The 14,769-nt window shown below is 68.2% G+C and carries 14 protein-coding genes; 9 read left to right on the forward strand and 5 right to left on the reverse strand.

All coding sequences use genetic code 11. The features are described 5' to 3' along the window. Positions 1 to 274 precede the first annotated feature (274 nt). Positions 275 to 703: a hypothetical protein gene (locus tag DMB80_RS28895; RefSeq protein ID WP_111512618.1), complete on the forward strand. Its 429-nt coding sequence runs from the start codon at positions 275 to 277 to the stop codon at positions 701 to 703. A 17-nt stretch (positions 704 to 720) separates the two neighbouring features. Here DMB80_RS28895 and DMB80_RS26875 read toward each other — a convergent pair whose 3' ends face one another. Next, complete coding sequence (locus tag DMB80_RS26875; protein WP_111512619.1) at positions 721 to 2,235, reverse strand: PTS transporter subunit EIIC; 1,515 nt, start codon at positions 2,233 to 2,235, stop codon at positions 721 to 723. A gap of 151 nt (positions 2,236 to 2,386) precedes the next feature. On the opposite strand from DMB80_RS26875, the gene DMB80_RS26880 reads away from it, so the two are divergent. From DMB80_RS26880 to nagA, 3 genes are read left to right on the forward strand one after another with little or no spacing between them, the layout of a single operon-like run. Further along, positions 2,387 to 2,857 carry a PTS sugar transporter subunit IIA gene (locus DMB80_RS26880; protein ID WP_111512620.1) on the forward strand — a complete coding sequence of 157 codons (471 nt, stop codon included), beginning with the start codon at positions 2,387 to 2,389 and terminating at the stop codon, positions 2,855 to 2,857. After that, positions 2,857 to 3,642, forward strand: a complete 786-nt coding sequence (nagB, locus tag DMB80_RS26885; RefSeq protein WP_073685016.1) for a glucosamine-6-phosphate deaminase — start codon at positions 2,857 to 2,859, stop codon at positions 3,640 to 3,642. Before DMB80_RS26880 ends, nagB begins: the two co-directional genes overlap by 1 nt. 1 nt (position 3,643) lies before the next feature. Continuing rightward, complete coding sequence (gene nagA / locus DMB80_RS26890) at positions 3,644 to 4,819, forward strand: N-acetylglucosamine-6-phosphate deacetylase (RefSeq protein ID WP_111512621.1); 1,176 nt, start codon at positions 3,644 to 3,646, stop codon at positions 4,817 to 4,819. Here the strand turns inward: nagA and DMB80_RS26895 are convergent. Next, a complete protein-coding gene (locus DMB80_RS26895) occupies positions 4,770 to 6,284 on the reverse strand; it encodes a cellulase family glycosylhydrolase (protein WP_162938727.1) in 1,515 nt (504 codons plus the stop codon). The two genes, nagA and DMB80_RS26895, sit on opposite strands and share 50 nt — an antisense overlap. Positions 6,285 to 7,331: 1,047 nt before the next feature. On the opposite strand from DMB80_RS26895, the gene DMB80_RS26900 reads away from it, so the two are divergent. Then, positions 7,332 to 8,861 (forward strand): hypothetical protein, encoded by a 1,530-nt coding sequence (locus DMB80_RS26900; RefSeq protein WP_240431410.1) that lies wholly within the window; start codon positions 7,332 to 7,334, stop codon positions 8,859 to 8,861. Here DMB80_RS26900 and DMB80_RS26905 read toward each other — a convergent pair whose 3' ends face one another. After that, positions 8,862 to 9,794 carry a short-chain dehydrogenase/reductase gene (locus tag DMB80_RS26905; protein WP_240431411.1) on the reverse strand — a complete coding sequence of 311 codons (933 nt, stop codon included), beginning with the start codon at positions 9,792 to 9,794 and terminating at the stop codon, positions 8,862 to 8,864. A gap of 118 nt (positions 9,795 to 9,912) precedes the next feature. Here DMB80_RS26905 and DMB80_RS26910 point away from each other — a divergent pair, with 118 nt between their 5' ends. After that, positions 9,913 to 10,803: a glycoside hydrolase family 16 protein gene (locus tag DMB80_RS26910; RefSeq protein WP_162938728.1), complete on the forward strand. Its 891-nt coding sequence runs from the start codon at positions 9,913 to 9,915 to the stop codon at positions 10,801 to 10,803. Here DMB80_RS26910 and DMB80_RS26915 read toward each other — a convergent pair. Then, on the reverse strand, positions 10,778 to 10,933 hold the full coding sequence (locus DMB80_RS26915) for a DUF2256 domain-containing protein (protein WP_111512625.1): 156 nt from the start codon (positions 10,931 to 10,933) through the stop codon (positions 10,778 to 10,780). The genes DMB80_RS26910 and DMB80_RS26915 overlap by 26 nt on opposite strands. 81 nt (positions 10,934 to 11,014) lie before the next feature. Between DMB80_RS26915 and DMB80_RS26920 the strand changes: the two genes are divergently transcribed. Beyond that, on the forward strand, positions 11,015 to 12,808 hold the full coding sequence (locus tag DMB80_RS26920; protein ID WP_111512629.1) for a lipocalin family protein: 1,794 nt from the start codon (positions 11,015 to 11,017) through the stop codon (positions 12,806 to 12,808). Here DMB80_RS26920 and DMB80_RS26925 read toward each other — a convergent pair. After that, the gene (locus DMB80_RS26925; protein WP_111512626.1) at positions 12,792 to 14,036 is read right to left on the reverse strand and encodes an NAD(P)/FAD-dependent oxidoreductase; all 1,245 of its coding nucleotides are present in this window, start codon (positions 14,034 to 14,036) and stop codon (positions 12,792 to 12,794) included. The genes DMB80_RS26920 and DMB80_RS26925 overlap by 17 nt on opposite strands. Here DMB80_RS26925 and DMB80_RS26930 point away from each other — a divergent pair. Both DMB80_RS26930 and DMB80_RS28875 read left to right on the forward strand, forming a co-directional pair. Beyond that, complete coding sequence (locus DMB80_RS26930; RefSeq protein WP_111512627.1) at positions 14,035 to 14,562, forward strand: hemerythrin domain-containing protein; 528 nt, start codon at positions 14,035 to 14,037, stop codon at positions 14,560 to 14,562. The two genes, DMB80_RS26925 and DMB80_RS26930, sit on opposite strands and share 2 nt — an antisense overlap. Positions 14,563 to 14,604: 42 nt before the next feature. Then, the gene (locus DMB80_RS28875) at positions 14,605 to 14,730 is read left to right on the forward strand and encodes a hypothetical protein (RefSeq protein WP_276131574.1); all 126 of its coding nucleotides are present in this window, start codon (positions 14,605 to 14,607) and stop codon (positions 14,728 to 14,730) included. Positions 14,731 to 14,769 lie beyond the last annotated feature (39 nt).

Genomic DNA, 14,769 nt, shown 5'->3' on the forward strand with positions numbered 1-14,769 from the left:
CCAGGCCGCACGGCCCGCTGCCCCCGCCGTGGGGACCGCCGCCCGCGCCCTTCGATTACTGGGGACACCGGGTGACACCGGTCTTCGACCCCGGGTTCCACGCCTGGGGATTCTGGTTCTTCGGACTCTGGATTCCGCTCTGATCCCCAGCGGTGCCGGACCGCCCGTCCGGGATGGTTCGGCACCGCATCAGATCTCGGTTCGGCGACACAACGGCCACAACCGAATCCGCCTACCGCTTCCGACCCTGACCAGGCCGTACATTGCGAAGACTATGGCAAAGTCCGCCCGCAAGGCTTTCCGCATCATGGCCCTCGTCGCCGCACCGGCGGTGGCCGCCCTGACCCTCGCCGGCAACGCTGCCGCCGACCCGCCCCTACTCAACGGCACCTACGGCTCCACCGACGGCGATCCGTACAACGTCTGGACCATCGCCACCAGTTGCAGCCCCGCCGGGTGCACCGGCACGGTGTCCAGCAACCAGGGCTGGACCGCGCCCACCACGTTCACCAACGGTCACTGGGACTTCACCGTGTCCAAGCCGGGCGGACTCACCTGCGACGACGGCCACTACGAACCCGCCGTCGTGGCGATGTCGATCGACCCCGTGACTCTCGCGGGCGTCGTCTCCTCGGACTCGAACTTCGGATGCGCGGGCGGCATCGTCACCCAGAGCCCGTTCCAGCTGCAGAAAGTCGGCTGACCCGCAGGATCGAAGGGCTACAGGGCGTCCCTGATGTCGTTCTTCAGCACCTCGGACTGCGTGCCGAACACTGCCTGCACGTTGTTGCCCACCTCGATGACGCCCGCCGCGCCGAGAGCTTTCAGACGCGCCTGATCGACCTTCGACTTGTCGGCGACCTCCATCCGCAGCCGCGTGATGCACGCGTCGACGTTGATCAGGTTCTCGCGACCACCGAACGCCGCGATCAGCTCCTCCGCCTTCGTCTGTGCCGGCGCAGCGACCGCTGTCGCGCCCGCAGAAGAAGGCGCTGCGTCCGCACCCGCCTCGAGGTTCGCCTGCTCCTCGGCCTCGAACTCGGCGTCGGGCTCACGTCCCGGGGTGCGCATGTTGAACTTCGTGATCGCGAACCGGAACAGCAGGTAGTAGACGACGAAGAACACCACACCCATGCCGATCAGCAGCGGGATGTTCTTGGCAGCCGGCGCCGTGCCGTAGAGCAGCAGGTCGATCAGTCCGGCGGAGAACGAGAACCCCAGGTGGATGTCGAGCAGGTAGGCGATCGCCAACGACAGGCCGGTCAGGACGGCGTGGATGACGTAGAGCGGGAACGCGACGAACATGAACGCGAATTCCAGCGGTTCGGTCACACCGGTGAGGAACGCGGTCAGGGCGGCTGCCGACAGGATGCCGACCGCCACCTTGCGCTGCTTCTTGTTCGCGACGTGGATCATCGCCAGCGCCGCAGCGGGCAGCCCGAACATCAGGATCGGGTAGAAGCCGGACGTGAGAATGCCCGCGGTCGGGTCCCCTGCGGCGAAGCGGGTGAGCTCACCGGTGACGTTCTCCCCGCCCGGTGTCTGATAGTCGCCGTAGAGGAACCAGATGTAGGAGTTCGGAATGTGGTGCAGCCCCAGGGGAATCAGCATGCGGTTGGCGAAGCCGTAGACGAACGCGCCGATTGCTCCCGACCCACCGATGAATTCGCCGAGGCCGGTCAGACCCGCGTCGAAGATGGGATAGAAGTAGCTCATCGCGAACGCGAGGAACAGACACGCCAGTGAGACGACGATGGGGACGAAGCGTCTGCCGCCGAAGAAGCCGAGATACGAGGGTAATTCGATCGTGTGGTAGCGATCGAACAGCCATGCCGTCAGCAACCCGACCACGATGCCGGCGAACACGCTGTAGTTGATCAACGCCTGCTCACCGGATTTGTCGACCTCGCCGGCCAGCACGATCGGCGACATGGTCTTGAAGACTGCCTGCACCACGAGGTAGCCGACGACGGCAGACAGCGCGGTCGAACCGTCGGCCTTCTTCGCGAAACCGATGGCGACACCGACGGCGAACAGCAGCGGCAAGTTGGTGAACAGGGCGTCGCCTGCCGCACTCATCGCCTTGAAGAAGGCCCCGATGACCGGGACCTCGATCCGTCCCAGCAGATCCGGTTGCCCGAGCCGCAGCAGGATGCCCGCGGCGGGCAGCACGGCGATGGGCAGCATGAGGCTCTTCCCCAGCCGCTGCAACTGGGCGAATCCGGGTATCCGCATACCTGATTTCTTCTGCGCTTCTTGTGGTTTCGCAGATCGATCCGTCACAGGTCAGCCTTCCTTCTCGCCGGTTTCGTGCCCGTGCGCAAGTTCTGCAAGCCTATTCTTGGTGCGATCGGCTTTCATCCGATCGACAAAAGGAGTTGCGCCTGTGAGCACCACATCCGTCCTCGCCCCCGTTGCGGGCCGCGCCGTCCCGCTCGCCGATGTCCCCGATCCGGTGTTCTCGGCGGGCATGGTCGGCTACGGCGCCGCGGTGGACCCGCCGCACGAGGTGATCGAGGCGGTCGCTCCGGTAGCCGGCAAGGTGCTCAAGCTGATGCCGCACGCCTACGTGATCATGACGGCCGACAACGTGGGTGTGCTGGTGCACCTCGGGCTGGATACCGTGGCGCTCGACGGTGAGGGTTTCACGACCCATGTCAGCCAGGGCGACGAGGTGACCGCGGGACAGACGGTGACGACCTACGACGTGCCCGCGATCGTCGCCAAGGGCTTGAATCCGATTGTGCCGGTGGTGGTGATGGACGAGCGTGAGCCCGGCAACATCACCCCGGACGAGGCCGTTCTCGAAGGCGCCGTGCTCACCTCGGGTGACGGCCTCTTCACGGCCGGTGGCTGATGGAAGTCGTTGTCCTGCAGGATCGCACCGACATCGGCCGGATCGCTGCCGACGCGGTGAGCGCACTGCTGAACCGGAAACCGGATGCGGTTCTCGGATTGGCCACCGGGTCCTCCCCGTTGAGCATCTACGACGAGCTGGTGTCCCGGTACGAGGCGGGCGAGCTGTCGTTCCGGCAGGCCAGAGGCTTCACCCTCGATGAATACGTCGGTCTACCAGCCGATCACCCCGAGCGCTACCGCACCGTGATCGACGCGGTGTTCGCCTCCCGGGTCGATTTCGCCGATGGTGCGGTGCAGGGGCCAGACGGTCTGGCCGCTGACATCCCGGCGGCGTGTGCGGCCTACGAGGATGCGATCCGCGCCGCGGGCGGGGTGGACCTGCAGATCCTCGGGATCGGCACCGACGGGCACATCGGGTTCAATGAGCCCGGGTCGTCGTTGGCCTCGCGCACCAGGATCAAGACACTGACCCGGCAGACCCGCATCGACAACGCCCGCTTCTTCGACGACGACGTCGACGCGGTACCCACGCACTGTCTGACGCAGGGTTTGGGCACCATCTCCGAAGCGCGCCACATCGTGCTGGTCGCGACGGGGCGAGGTAAAGCCGAGGCCGTGCACCACCTGGTGGAAGGACCCGTGAGTGCGATGTGGCCTGCGACCGTGTTGCAGCACCATCCGCACGTCACCGTGCTGCTCGACGACGCGGCCGCGCGGCGGCTCCAGCTGGTCGACTACTACCGGGAGACGTATCGCAGCAAACCCGACTGGCAGGGCATCTGAGGTGCTGCTGCGCGCCGATACCGTCCTCACCGGGCGAAAGTCGTTGCAGCCAGGGTGGATTGAGGTCGTCGGCGATTCGATCGGCGCGCTCGGCGAGGGCGACTCGCCCGCGCCGGTCGACCGTGACCTCGGCGCGGTGAGCGTCGTGCCGGGGTTCGTCGACACCCACCTGCACGGCGGTGGCGGGGCGAACTTCACCGCCGCCGATTCCGGGCAGACCGCCACCGCAGTCACGACACATCGCCGCCGCGGCACCACCACGCTGATCGCATCGCTGGTGACCGCCGCTCCCGATGATCTGCTCCGCCAGGTGACCGCGTTGGCGCGCGACGTCCGGTCCGGACTGATCGACGGGATACACCTGGAAGGTCCGTGGCTGTCTCCGCAGCGCTGCGGAGCACATCAGCCGGCGCTGATGCGGGATCCCGAGCCCGCCGAGATCGATGCCGTCCTCGAGGCCGGCGACGGCACGATTCGGATGGTCACCCTCGCTCCGGAACGCGCCGGGGCGATCGCCGCGATCGAACGACTCACTGCAGCGGGAGTGGTCACCGCGGTCGGACACACCGAAGCGACCTACGCGCAGACCCGGGCCGCGATCGACGCCGGGGCGACGGTCGCCACTCATCTGTTCAACGCGATGCGGCCGCTCGATCGCCGGGAACCGGGTCCGGTCGCGGCACTGCTCGAAGACGAGCGGGTCACGGTGGAACTGATCACCGACGGGGTGCACCTCGCGCCCGCCATCTACCGACTGGTGTCACGAACTGTTGGGCCAGAACGTATCTCGTTGATCACCGATGCGATGGCGGCGACCGGCATGGCGGACGGCCGCTACGACCTCGGCCCGCTGGCGGTCGACGTGGTCGGCGGGGTCGCGCGGGTGGCGGGCAGCGACACCATCGCGGGGAGTACGGCGACGATGGACCAGGTGCTCCGCTGTGCTGTTCTGCACAGCGATCTGCCGCGCGGAGAAGCCCTGCAGGCGGCGGTGGCGCAGACGTCGGTGACCCCAGCCGCCGCACTCGGGCTACCCAGCCCCGAACTCGCCGCGGGATCAGCCGCCGACCTGGTGGTGCTCGATGAGCAGCTGTCGGTGAGTGCGGTGATGCGCAGAGGCGCCTGGCTCACAGCCGAACCGTCACCGCGTCCATCAGTGCCCGGGCGGCAGCTTTGAGCGAGAGATCGGCGCGCAGCACCCCGAAGTTCTGCTCACCGTTGGCAGGATCGGTTCCACCGTCGACCAATTCGTAGTACATCAGCGGCCCGGCCCAGTTCCACAGCGCGACCTGATCCCGAGCCTGCAGCAGGATCGCTGCCTGCTGCTCCTCGGAGACGGCGTTGACGCTCGTGCCCGTGGGCGCGCCGTATTCGGTGATCCAGACCTGCTTGTCGCCGTCACCGTGACTGGCCATGACGGCCTGCAGCGCGGGTAGGTCGTAGAAGCCGCCCTCCTGCGGTTGGGCAGGATCCATCGGCAGGTACGGGTAGCTGTACGGGTGCACGGCGATCGCATCGGCGAGCTGCGCGGTCCCGTTGGCGTACAGCTGTTCCAGGTACGTCACGGGAGGAGTCTCGCCGACCGCCCCGTCGTACTGGGGGCTGAGACCGCCGATGAGAAGCGTCGCGCGCGGGTCGACCCCACGGATGGCGCTCGCCGCTGCCCTGAAAACTCGGCCGTATTCGTCGGCGTCGGGCATGGTGGGCCAGAACTTGGCGGTGTTCGGTTCGTTCCAGACCTCCCAGGAACTCACCCCCAACGGCGCGTACCGCTGCGCGGCCAGCTGAGCGAACTTCGCGAAGTCGGCCAGATCGGTGGGCCGGGCATGGGTCGGCTCCGCCAGCGACTGTGTCGCCGACGACCGCGCCCACGCCGGGGTGAAGCCGAGCATCACCAGGACGTTCATCTGATGCGCGACCGCCTCGTTGACCAGGAGATCGGTTTGCGCCCAATCCAGGCGGCGCTTCGTCGACTGGACCGCCGACCAATCGATGTCGATGCGCACCCATGTCACGCCCATCTCCGCCATCAGGTCGAACTCTTTCTTGACGGTCGCCGCATCGGCGCCGCGCAGGTGCAGCGTCATCCCGATGCCGGACGCCGGATCGTCGTCGGCGACGACGACGTTGCTCTGACCGAGCAGTTGACCCGCGGTCCGGACGATCAGCGCCCCGACCGCGCTGGTCAGTTCGACGCGGACGATCTCGTCCGGCTCGTACTTCGTGTCTCCGATGACCGTGATCGGGATCGTCGCCGACGTCTGTCCCGGCGCGAACACGACAGACCCCGAGGCGGCGACGAAGTCCTCGCCCACCGTCGCCCGATATCCGGTCCCGGTGTAGCCGGACACGGTGTACTGGACGGTCACCGCGGTCTTGGACGCACCAGACAACTGGACTGTCACGAGCTGGACCCGAGGTCCGCCGTTCCCCTCGGTCACGTACGTCGTGCCCTGAGGGAAGCCCACGGTGATCGACGAACTCGTCTTACCGCCCTTCACCGCCGCCTGCAGCTGCAGGCTCATCCGCTGGACACTCGCGCCGAATAGTCCGATCTTGTCTGCCAACGCCTCGCGACGCGCGGTCAGCCCGGCGCCCCACACCAGCGGGACCACCGCCGGTGAGACCGGCTCGTCTCCCACGGACCGGGACCGTTCCCTTGTCTGTCGATCCGACAACCACATCCGTACCCGGGTGGTCGGTCGTGTCGAATCGGCGGGCGGCGCCGGCGCGTCGGTGACCCCGCTCGCTGTGATCCCTTCCGTCCTCTCGCGCCATCGCGGCTCCTTCTCGACGTCGGTATCGCGAGCCTCGCGTGCGGTCACCCGGTGCTCGATGTGCCGGGGGGCCACTGGTGTGAGGGCTTTTCGCCGTGCAGAGCGGGCCTCCTCGCGTGACGTTCCGCTGTCATGGACAGCGTTCACTGTGCGCGACCGTGTGGGCGTCGATGCACTCTGTGTCGTCGAGCCGGCGCCATCGGAGCCGCCGGTGTCAGCAAATGCCAGGCAAGGCATGGACACCACGGCTGCACCGATCCCCAGCGCGACGGCGAGCGCGCCGGCACGCCCCACCCACGCGGAGCCGCGCGAGCCTCCGGGCCGGCACGCGCCGATCTCGGCTCGCGCAAACTCAGTCCTCCATCGCCGGCCGTCCGCCCGCGAGCGCGGTTCACCCACCGGAGACATTGCGACGTTTGAAAGATCGTGCTGTTCAGTCATTTTCAAGATCACCCCCGGGAAGTCAACCCTGCCCGACACCGCTTTTCCCCGGCGGCCGGCAATTGACGGAAGTGTAACCGCCAGCCTTTCCCGACGGGACCCGAACCGGTGCGATCACGGCTGCCGCCGGGTTGTGAGACCACCGGGGTCCACTCGCCCATCCGCATCAGTCGCCGACATTCCCAGGGCAATCCCGAAAGCCATCGACGATGACGCGCCGCGACGGCCGAGCAGGCGGCATTCGGACCTGCGGTGTGACTACGCTCACACGACAACGTATGTTGTCACCGGCGCGCTTCCGAGGACGGGTGGTTTGCGGTGATGAGTACACGTGGTGCAGCGCGGCGGGCATGCCGACGCTCGACCGTTCGATCGATCGCCGCGGCCGCGGCGCTCTGCGCGGCCCTGATAACGGCTCCGGCGCCGGCTCTCGCGTGGGGGGACCCGGCCGACCCGGGCTCCGAGCCCTCCGTGAGCCACCAGAGCGAGGCGCCACAGGCGGTCGACCGCGCCGACGCGCCGGATGACACGTCTTCCGACAGGGATCGTCCCGAACGTCCCTCGTGGAAGCGCTTCACCGAGCGTCTGCAGGAGAACCGGGAGCAGCGCAAAGCCGACCGGGAGGCGCGCCGAGAGGCTCAGCTGGCGGCCGATGACGACGACACGGACCGCAGCGAGAACAAAAGCCAGACCGCGGTCCGGACCGCGGCGGACGCAGGCACCACAGGCGACGCCCCGCCAGCGCGCCACCTGAGACTCGTTCGCACCGATCAGCCGTCCCGGGACACCGTCCCCGAACCGGCTGCAGTCACTGTCACGGTCACCGAACCCCCCACCGCCGACGCACCGGCGCCACAGCCGCTCTCACCGCTGGGCAGGCTAATTCAACTGCCCGCGCGCCTGGTCAACTCGGTGCTGCAGGTCCTGGACATCACGTCCTCGACCAGCGGCCCGCAGCCGCCCATCAAGATCATCCCGCCGATCAACGATCTGCTGTTCGCGATCTTCCGCGAGGGCGAGAAGTGGCTGCGCCTGGATCGAACCCCACCGCCACAACCGGCCATTCCCGAGGTGACCTACGACGGACCCCCGACCGGGACGACGCCGACGGTGGCGCAATTCCTCAACGCATCGGCGTCGGCGTACGGGCTCGGCACGACGCCCGAAGGCCTGGTTCCGTTCACCGTCAACGGCTTTCAGCTGGCTTCGGCGAACATCCTGTCCGGTATGGCCGCCCGGGCCTGGGTGACGCCGGAGGGGCAGGTCGTCATCGCCTACCAGGGCACCACCGGCGGGACGAACCTGCTGTTCAATCCGCTCATCGCACCCGCTCAACTGTTCACCGACACGCAGATCATCTTCACCTCGAAGACTCCTCGCGCGTTCTACGACGCCCTGCGCTTCGCCAAGCGGGTGCAGGCCGCTGCGGAGAAGCAGGGCTACGACGCCGACGACATCTTCGTCACCGGGCACTCACTCGGCGGCTGGGAGGCGCAGTACGTCGCCCAGCAGCTCGGTCTTCCCGGCGTCAGCTTCGAGGCACCCGGCATGAACACGACCGTCGAAGGAAACGGCCGGGACTCGATGTTCGTCAACATCATCACCTACGGTGACCCGGCCGGGTTCATGGCGACCGATGTGCCGGGCTTGCAACCGTTCATGCCGCCCTACGTGCCGGGCGGGGGCAGCAAGCCGCACTACGGCAACATCGTGCTCATCGGGGATCCCGCGGCCATGACACCACTGCTGAACGCGGTGACCCTGTGGCACACCGGCCCGATCAGAAATCTCGTGTTCCTCGCTGACTTCTTCGGCAACTTCTTCCAGTACCACCTGCCGGGAATCCAGGCCTACCACCTCGACGTCGTGCCCGACCCGGGTGTGGTGCCGTGGCTGGGGACCGCGCGCGGACCGGTGAACGCCGGCTGGGGCGAGTTGACGATCCCGGAACTGCTCACCGTGGTCGCGGGCCAGTCGGCATCGGGCACGCTGGCAGCCTGATCACGAATCGGGTTGCCGCGCAGTGTCTTCGGCCGTCGCTTCGGCCGTCGCTTCGGCCGTGGTGATGGCGGCCTGCACGTTGCGGTTGTGCAGCAGTACGTCGTCCATCACCGCGGTGGTCACCGACCGCAGCGCCAGCAGCGGGCGCACCCAGGCCGGTGCGCTGACCCGCGACGCACGCCGCTCGATCCCGTCGAGCAGAGCATCGGCGGCCTCGGTGACGGTCATCTCCTTGGTGAAGACGCGGGGCACGGCCTGTCGGATGGCCGCGGCCGAAGCATCGGCGAACGCATCGGCAGCCAGGTCGGTGTCGATGAACCCCAGATAGGCGATGCCCGCGGTCGCGCCGTGGGAAGCCAGCTCCACCCGCAATGTCCGGGCGAGCTGCTCGACGCCGGCCTTGCTCACGGCGTACGGCGCGGCCAGCACGCCGTTGAAGAACGCGTAGATCGAGCCGACCAGCAGCACGTGCCCGCGACGCTCGAGCACGGCGGGCAGGGCGGCGCGCACCGTGCGCCACTGGCCCAGCAGGTCGACGTCGACGGTGTGCTCGAAAGCATCCGGGGAGATGGTGGCCACGGTGTGCGACGGCGGTGCGACACCCGCGTTCGCGATCACGACGTCGATGCCACCGAACGTGGCCACCGCATCGTCCGCCGCTTGCTGCAGCCGCTCCGCCGAGGTCACGTCCGCCTCGAATGCCGCTGCGCCCGAACCCAACTCATCGGCCAGCTGCTGGAGCGGCGCCAGCCGGCGACCCACGAGTGCCACCCGTGCTCCACGGGCGTGCGCGCGCCGGGCCGTCTCGGCCCCCAATCCCCGGGCGGCGCCGGTGATGAACACGACGCGGCCGGCCAACTCGTAGCGGGGTGTGCGGGTGACGATCCGGGCAGCCGTTCGGCCGGCCAACCGCACGGCGTCGTCGAGAATCACACGACGAACGGTAGCCCGTGGCCGTCGACGCCAAACCACCGTCGACACGACCGGATCTTGAGGGTGTGAAGGCCGATCACCCCCAGCCGTGATCATTTATGGTCATTCGGTGCCAGAAATGGATCGTCGTCACCTGATGTTCATGTTCGGTGTGGGCGCGGCTGCCGTCGCCTTGCCCACCACAGGGCCCACCGGGACCGCCAACGCGCAGCCCCTGCCCGGCGACGTGCCGCCCGTTCCCGCTCCGCCGGGAGCCCCGCCGGCCCCGGCCGCGAATGTCGACCCCGGGCCGGTGTTCCTGTTCCAGGAGGAGTTCAACGGTCCCGCGGGCGCACCGCCCGATCCGGCATGGTGGTTCATCGTCCCCGAGCGCGAGACGATCAAGAACCCCGTCGAGTGGGACAAGCCCTACAACATGGGCCGTTACGTCACCGATCAGGAGCACGTCTTCCAGGACGGCAACGGCAACCTGGTCATCCGCGCCACCCGCGGGCCCGGCACGACCATCCAGGAGAAGTACGCGAGCGCCAAGATCATCGGGAACTGGCGCGGCGGCGTCGGCACGACCTGGGAAGCGCGCATCAAGCTCGACTGCCTCACCGACGGCGCCTGGCCGGCGTTCTGGCTCCTCAACGACAACCCGGTGCGCGGCGGCGAAGTGGACCTCGTCGAGTGGTACGGCAACAACGACTGGCCCTCCGGGACTACGGTGCACGCCCGGTTGGACGGCACGTCGTTCGCCACCGACCGCCATCCGATCGACAACGGCTGGCACACCTGGCGGATGACGTGGCTGCCGACGGGCATGTACTTCTGGAAGGACTACCAGCCCGGGATGGAGCCGTTCTTCACGGTGCCCGCGAACTCGATCGACGACTGGCCCTTCAACGATCCCGGGTACACGCTGGCGCCGGTGTTCAACATCGCCGTCGGCGGCTCCGGCGGGCGCGAACCCGCAGGTGGGACCTATCCGGCGCAGATGCTCATCGACTGGATCCGGGTTTTCTGACCGCGGCGCCGCGGCAGCGGCGTGAGCAGTAGACGATCTGGTCCCACTGCCCGCGCGAGGCCCATTTCTTCCGGTTGTGGAATGGGCGGCCGCACACTGGGCAGATCTTCACCTCGGGTTGTGCGGGCATCCCGCCTTTGTACGTGACGCCTCACTGACGTCGTCGACAAATACCTCCACGACACGGCGGCGGCGGGCTAGGTTCGTGGCCGTGACGTCAAGACACTGGGGTTACTGGTTCTTTGCTGCAGGCGCGGGCGCCTGCATCGCAGTGGGCGCTGGGCACGGGGTGGCCGCCGCCGACTCCGACACCGGCGACAGCGCGCCGACCCGATCCTCGGACCCGGGTCCCACACGGGACACACCGGCCGGCGCGACCGAGAAAATCGAGAAAACCGAGAAGAAGCCCGACCGCACGTTCACCCGTGCCGCCGATCGCAGGGCGGCCCGCGCCGCCGAGGACGATCCGGCGACGGTCCCCGCGTCCACCACTCGCCGGGGTCGCGCGACGCTGCGCGGCGACGCCGCCGACGCCGACGAGTCAGCCAGCACGCGCACCACGCGGCAGCGACTGTTCACGCTGCGGGGCGCCGACGACCGGAGCGTCGCAGACGAACCCCCGGTCGTCGCGCAGGCAGCGCAGGTCGAGGCGGCGAACACCGTCACCGGGGTGCGGACCGGGAAAGCGAAGCTCGACATCCCGGTCGGCGAGAAGGACCTCAAGACCCGGGCGGACTGGTACTTCCCCACTCAGGCCGACGGCTCGGTCGATGCGACCGGCGTCATCTACCTGCAGCACGGCTTCATGGGTCGCAAGTTCTTCTACTCGGCGCTGGCCAAAGACCTGTCGCAGCAGACGAACAGCATCGTCGTGGTGCCCAACATCCCGTCGTTCCCGTCGTTGCGCTGCGGGGGCTGCTGGCTCAACGGCGCGCAGACCCAGCAGGCGGTGGCCGACCTGTTCCTCGGCGACGAGAACGAACTCCTCACGAGCGCGCTCGCTGCCGGGTACACCGGCGATCTGCCCGAGGACTTCGTGCTCACCGGGCACTCGGCCGGCGGCGGTCTGGCTGCCGCCGCGGGCGGCTACTACGAAGCCGATCCCGGCAACGGCGGCAACCTGCGCGGCGTTGTGATGTTCGACGGGTTCGCCTTCACCAACGTCGTCCCCGAGGCGCTGACCCGCCTCGGCGACGTCCCGGTCTATCAGATCGCGGCGCCACCGCAGGCCGGCAACCTCTTCGGCGCCACCACCAAGGAACTCGTCGCCGCGCGGCCCGGGCAGTTCGTCGGGGTGACGCTGGCCGGCGGGTCGCACGTCGACTCGTTGCTGGGCGCCAATCCGGTGATCGATCTGTTGGCGCAGCTGGTCACCCGGTTCTCGGCGCCCGGCAACACCGCGGCGGTGTACACCCTGGCGTCCGGGTGGATCAACGACCTGTACCGGGGCCTCGGTCCGGCCGACGGCAGCGGCATCTACGGAGCGCCAGACCAGTACATCGTGCTCGGCGACACCTCGGCCGTCGTGTTGGCACCTCCGCCCGTCGTCGACGTGAACTCCTACCTCGGCACCTGGTACGAGGTGGGCAGCGTCAAGCAGTTCTTCTCGATCGGTCTGGTGAACACCAAGGCGGTCTACGGTCTCGACTCGGACGGTTCGATCAGCGTCGCGAACTCGGGAAACTACTTCTTCGACAACGGCCCGGAGTCGACCATCCGGGGCACCGCGCTGCCCGTCGACTCCAACAACAGCAAGCTGAAGGTCACGTTCTTCGGCAAGCCGAACGCCAACCCACCGGGCAACTACTGGATCGTCGACCTGGACCCGGACTACCAGTGGGCCATCGTCAGCGATCCGACGGGCCTGTCGGGTTTCCTGCTCAGCCGCACACCCGTCGTGTCCGACGAGTTCTATCGCGAACTGCTGGCCCGCGCCTCGGTGTACGGGGTCAAGGCCCGCATCACGCCGACGCGTCAGCCAGGAGCCGTCACAACCGCCCTCTGAGGATGCCGCGCCAGTAAGTCTGGGGAAGCGCGTAGCGGTCGAACACCCACGCCGAGCGCCGGGGTTTCGTCGAATCGAGGAACGACGGCAGTGACGAAGAGAGCCGGCCGCGGCGATCGAACTCGCCGGCGATCAGGCGGTGCCGGTCGGTGGTGATGGGCGCGACGGTGTACCCGTCGTACTCCTTCAACTCGGCTCCCTCGCGGGCAGCGCGCACGTTGTGCACGAGGATCGCGATCTGCTTTCGCAGCGCCCCGCCGGAAGGGTCGGTGTCGATGGCGGCGCCATCACCGGCCGCCCAGATGTTGGGGTGCGTGCGGTGCTGCAGTGTGGTCGGGTCGATGTCGACGAGACCGTGGGGCTGCTGCCCCGTCAGCCCCGACGTCTCCACCCACCGCGGAGCCCGGAACGGCGGGACCAGATGCAGGAAGTCGTAGTGCAGTAGCTCCCCACCCCGGACGGTGATCGACTGTGCCTCCGGTTTCAGCTCGCACACCGCGGTGTCGTAGAGGACGCGAACCCCGAAGTCCGCCAACCGTTTTGTCAGCCGGGCGTCGATCTGGGGCACACCCAGCAGGTGGGGCCGGTCGATCACCAGGGTGATCTCCACCCCCGGCAGACGCCCGGTGTCGCGCCAGTGCGCGGCCGCCAGGAACAGCGGCTTGATCGTGGTTCCGGTGCAGCTGACCGGGGCACGCGGCACGGTGAACACCGCGCTGCCGCCCGCCGGCATGGCGTCGATGCGCGACCACGTCTTCTCCGCGCGGTCGAGGTAGTTGCTGGCGACGGCCGGGGTCTCCAGAGCCGCGGCGACGCCTGGTAATTCGTCGTCATCGGGTACCAACCCGGTTCCGATCACCAGGTCCCGGTACCGCAGCCGCCGGCCTGTGGCGCACTCGACCGTCGAGTCCGCCGGGTCGACGGATACCGCGGCGTCGCGAATCCAGGTGCACCGCGACGGCGTCACCGAGCGCTGGGTCCGCTCCGCCGAGCGCAGAGAGGCCTGTCCGCCCCCGACGTAGGACAGCAGGGGCCGATAGGTGTGCACGGTCTGCGGCTCGACGACAGCGATACGCTCAAACCCCTTGCGCAGCAAGCGCGCCGCTGCGCTGATGCCGGAGTTGCCGCCCCCGACGACGACGACATCGAACCTCTGCTCGGTGTCTCGCTCCACCGCACCGTCGTACCCCGGTTCCAGCGGGGGAAACCCGGGTATGTCTGGGCGCATGGCCGACATCATCGATCTCATCTACGCCGATCACGACTGGCTACGCCGCCAGTTCTTCCGCCTGGACGACGCGCGCTCGCCCGAGGAACTGGCCGCGATCTGGGATTCCCTCGGTACCCGGCTGGACGCGCACGCCGACGCCGAGGAAACGGTGTTCTACCCGGCTCTGCTGGCCCACGGCGGACGGGACGATCCGGGCAACCCTGAGGGGGATCCCGAAGACGAGACCGAGGACGCGATCACCGATCACAACGCGATCCGCGAGGCGGTGCGGAGATCCCGGGAACACCAGCCGGGTAGCGACGAGTGGTTCGAAGCGGTGAACGCTGCCCGTAAGGAGAACGGCTCCCATCTCGACGAAGAGGAGCGTGAGGCGATGCCCGACTTCATCAAGAGCGCGACCCTCGAGCTGCGGAACGAACTCGGTATGAAGTGGCTGCAGTTCTACGCCGAACGCCAATCCATCACCGGCGTCGACACTGAAGACAAGGACGCCGACCGCTACATCCAGGAGCACACGCCGTGATCTCTGGGTTTGACAAATCGACGGTCGGGTAGAGGTGTCGGCATGCTGCAAAAACCTGTGATCGCTGCGTGTGCCGCCGCTGCCGCACTCGCGTTCGCCCCGCTCGCTTCCGCCGGTGGTCCGGCCGGCTGCGTCGACACCTACGGCACGGGCTGCGCCGCGCCGTAGGTGTCGACGCAGCCGGCCGGACCACCGGCGGAAGCGAGC

Origin of the sequence: Mycobacterium kyogaense, from assembly GCF_003254575.1 — a bacterium.
Taxonomy (GTDB): domain Bacteria; phylum Actinomycetota; class Actinomycetes; order Mycobacteriales; family Mycobacteriaceae; genus Mycobacterium; species Mycobacterium kyogaense.

Bases quoted from the DNA above. Each gene is read 5' to 3' on its own strand.
- DMB80_RS28895 (WP_111512618.1), top strand. From the start codon at position 275: ATGGCAAAGTCCGCCCGCAAGGCTTTCCGCATCATGGCCCTCGTCGCC.
- DMB80_RS26875 (WP_111512619.1), bottom strand. From the start codon at position 2,235: ATGCGGATACCCGGATTCGCCCAGTTGCAGCGGCTGGGGAAGAGCCTC.
- nagB (WP_073685016.1), top strand. From the start codon at position 2,857: ATGGAAGTCGTTGTCCTGCAGGATCGCACCGACATCGGCCGGATCGCT.
- DMB80_RS26910 (WP_162938728.1), top strand. From the start codon at position 9,913: ATGGATCGTCGTCACCTGATGTTCATGTTCGGTGTGGGCGCGGCTGCC.
- DMB80_RS26915 (WP_111512625.1), bottom strand. From the start codon at position 10,933: ATGCCCGCACAACCCGAGGTGAAGATCTGCCCAGTGTGCGGCCGCCCA.
- DMB80_RS26930 (WP_111512627.1), top strand. From the start codon at position 14,035: ATGGCCGACATCATCGATCTCATCTACGCCGATCACGACTGGCTACGC.
- DMB80_RS26925 (WP_111512626.1), bottom strand. From the start codon at position 14,036: ATGCGCCCAGACATACCCGGGTTTCCCCCGCTGGAACCGGGGTACGAC.
- DMB80_RS28875 (WP_276131574.1), top strand. From the start codon at position 14,605: ATGCTGCAAAAACCTGTGATCGCTGCGTGTGCCGCCGCTGCCGCACTC.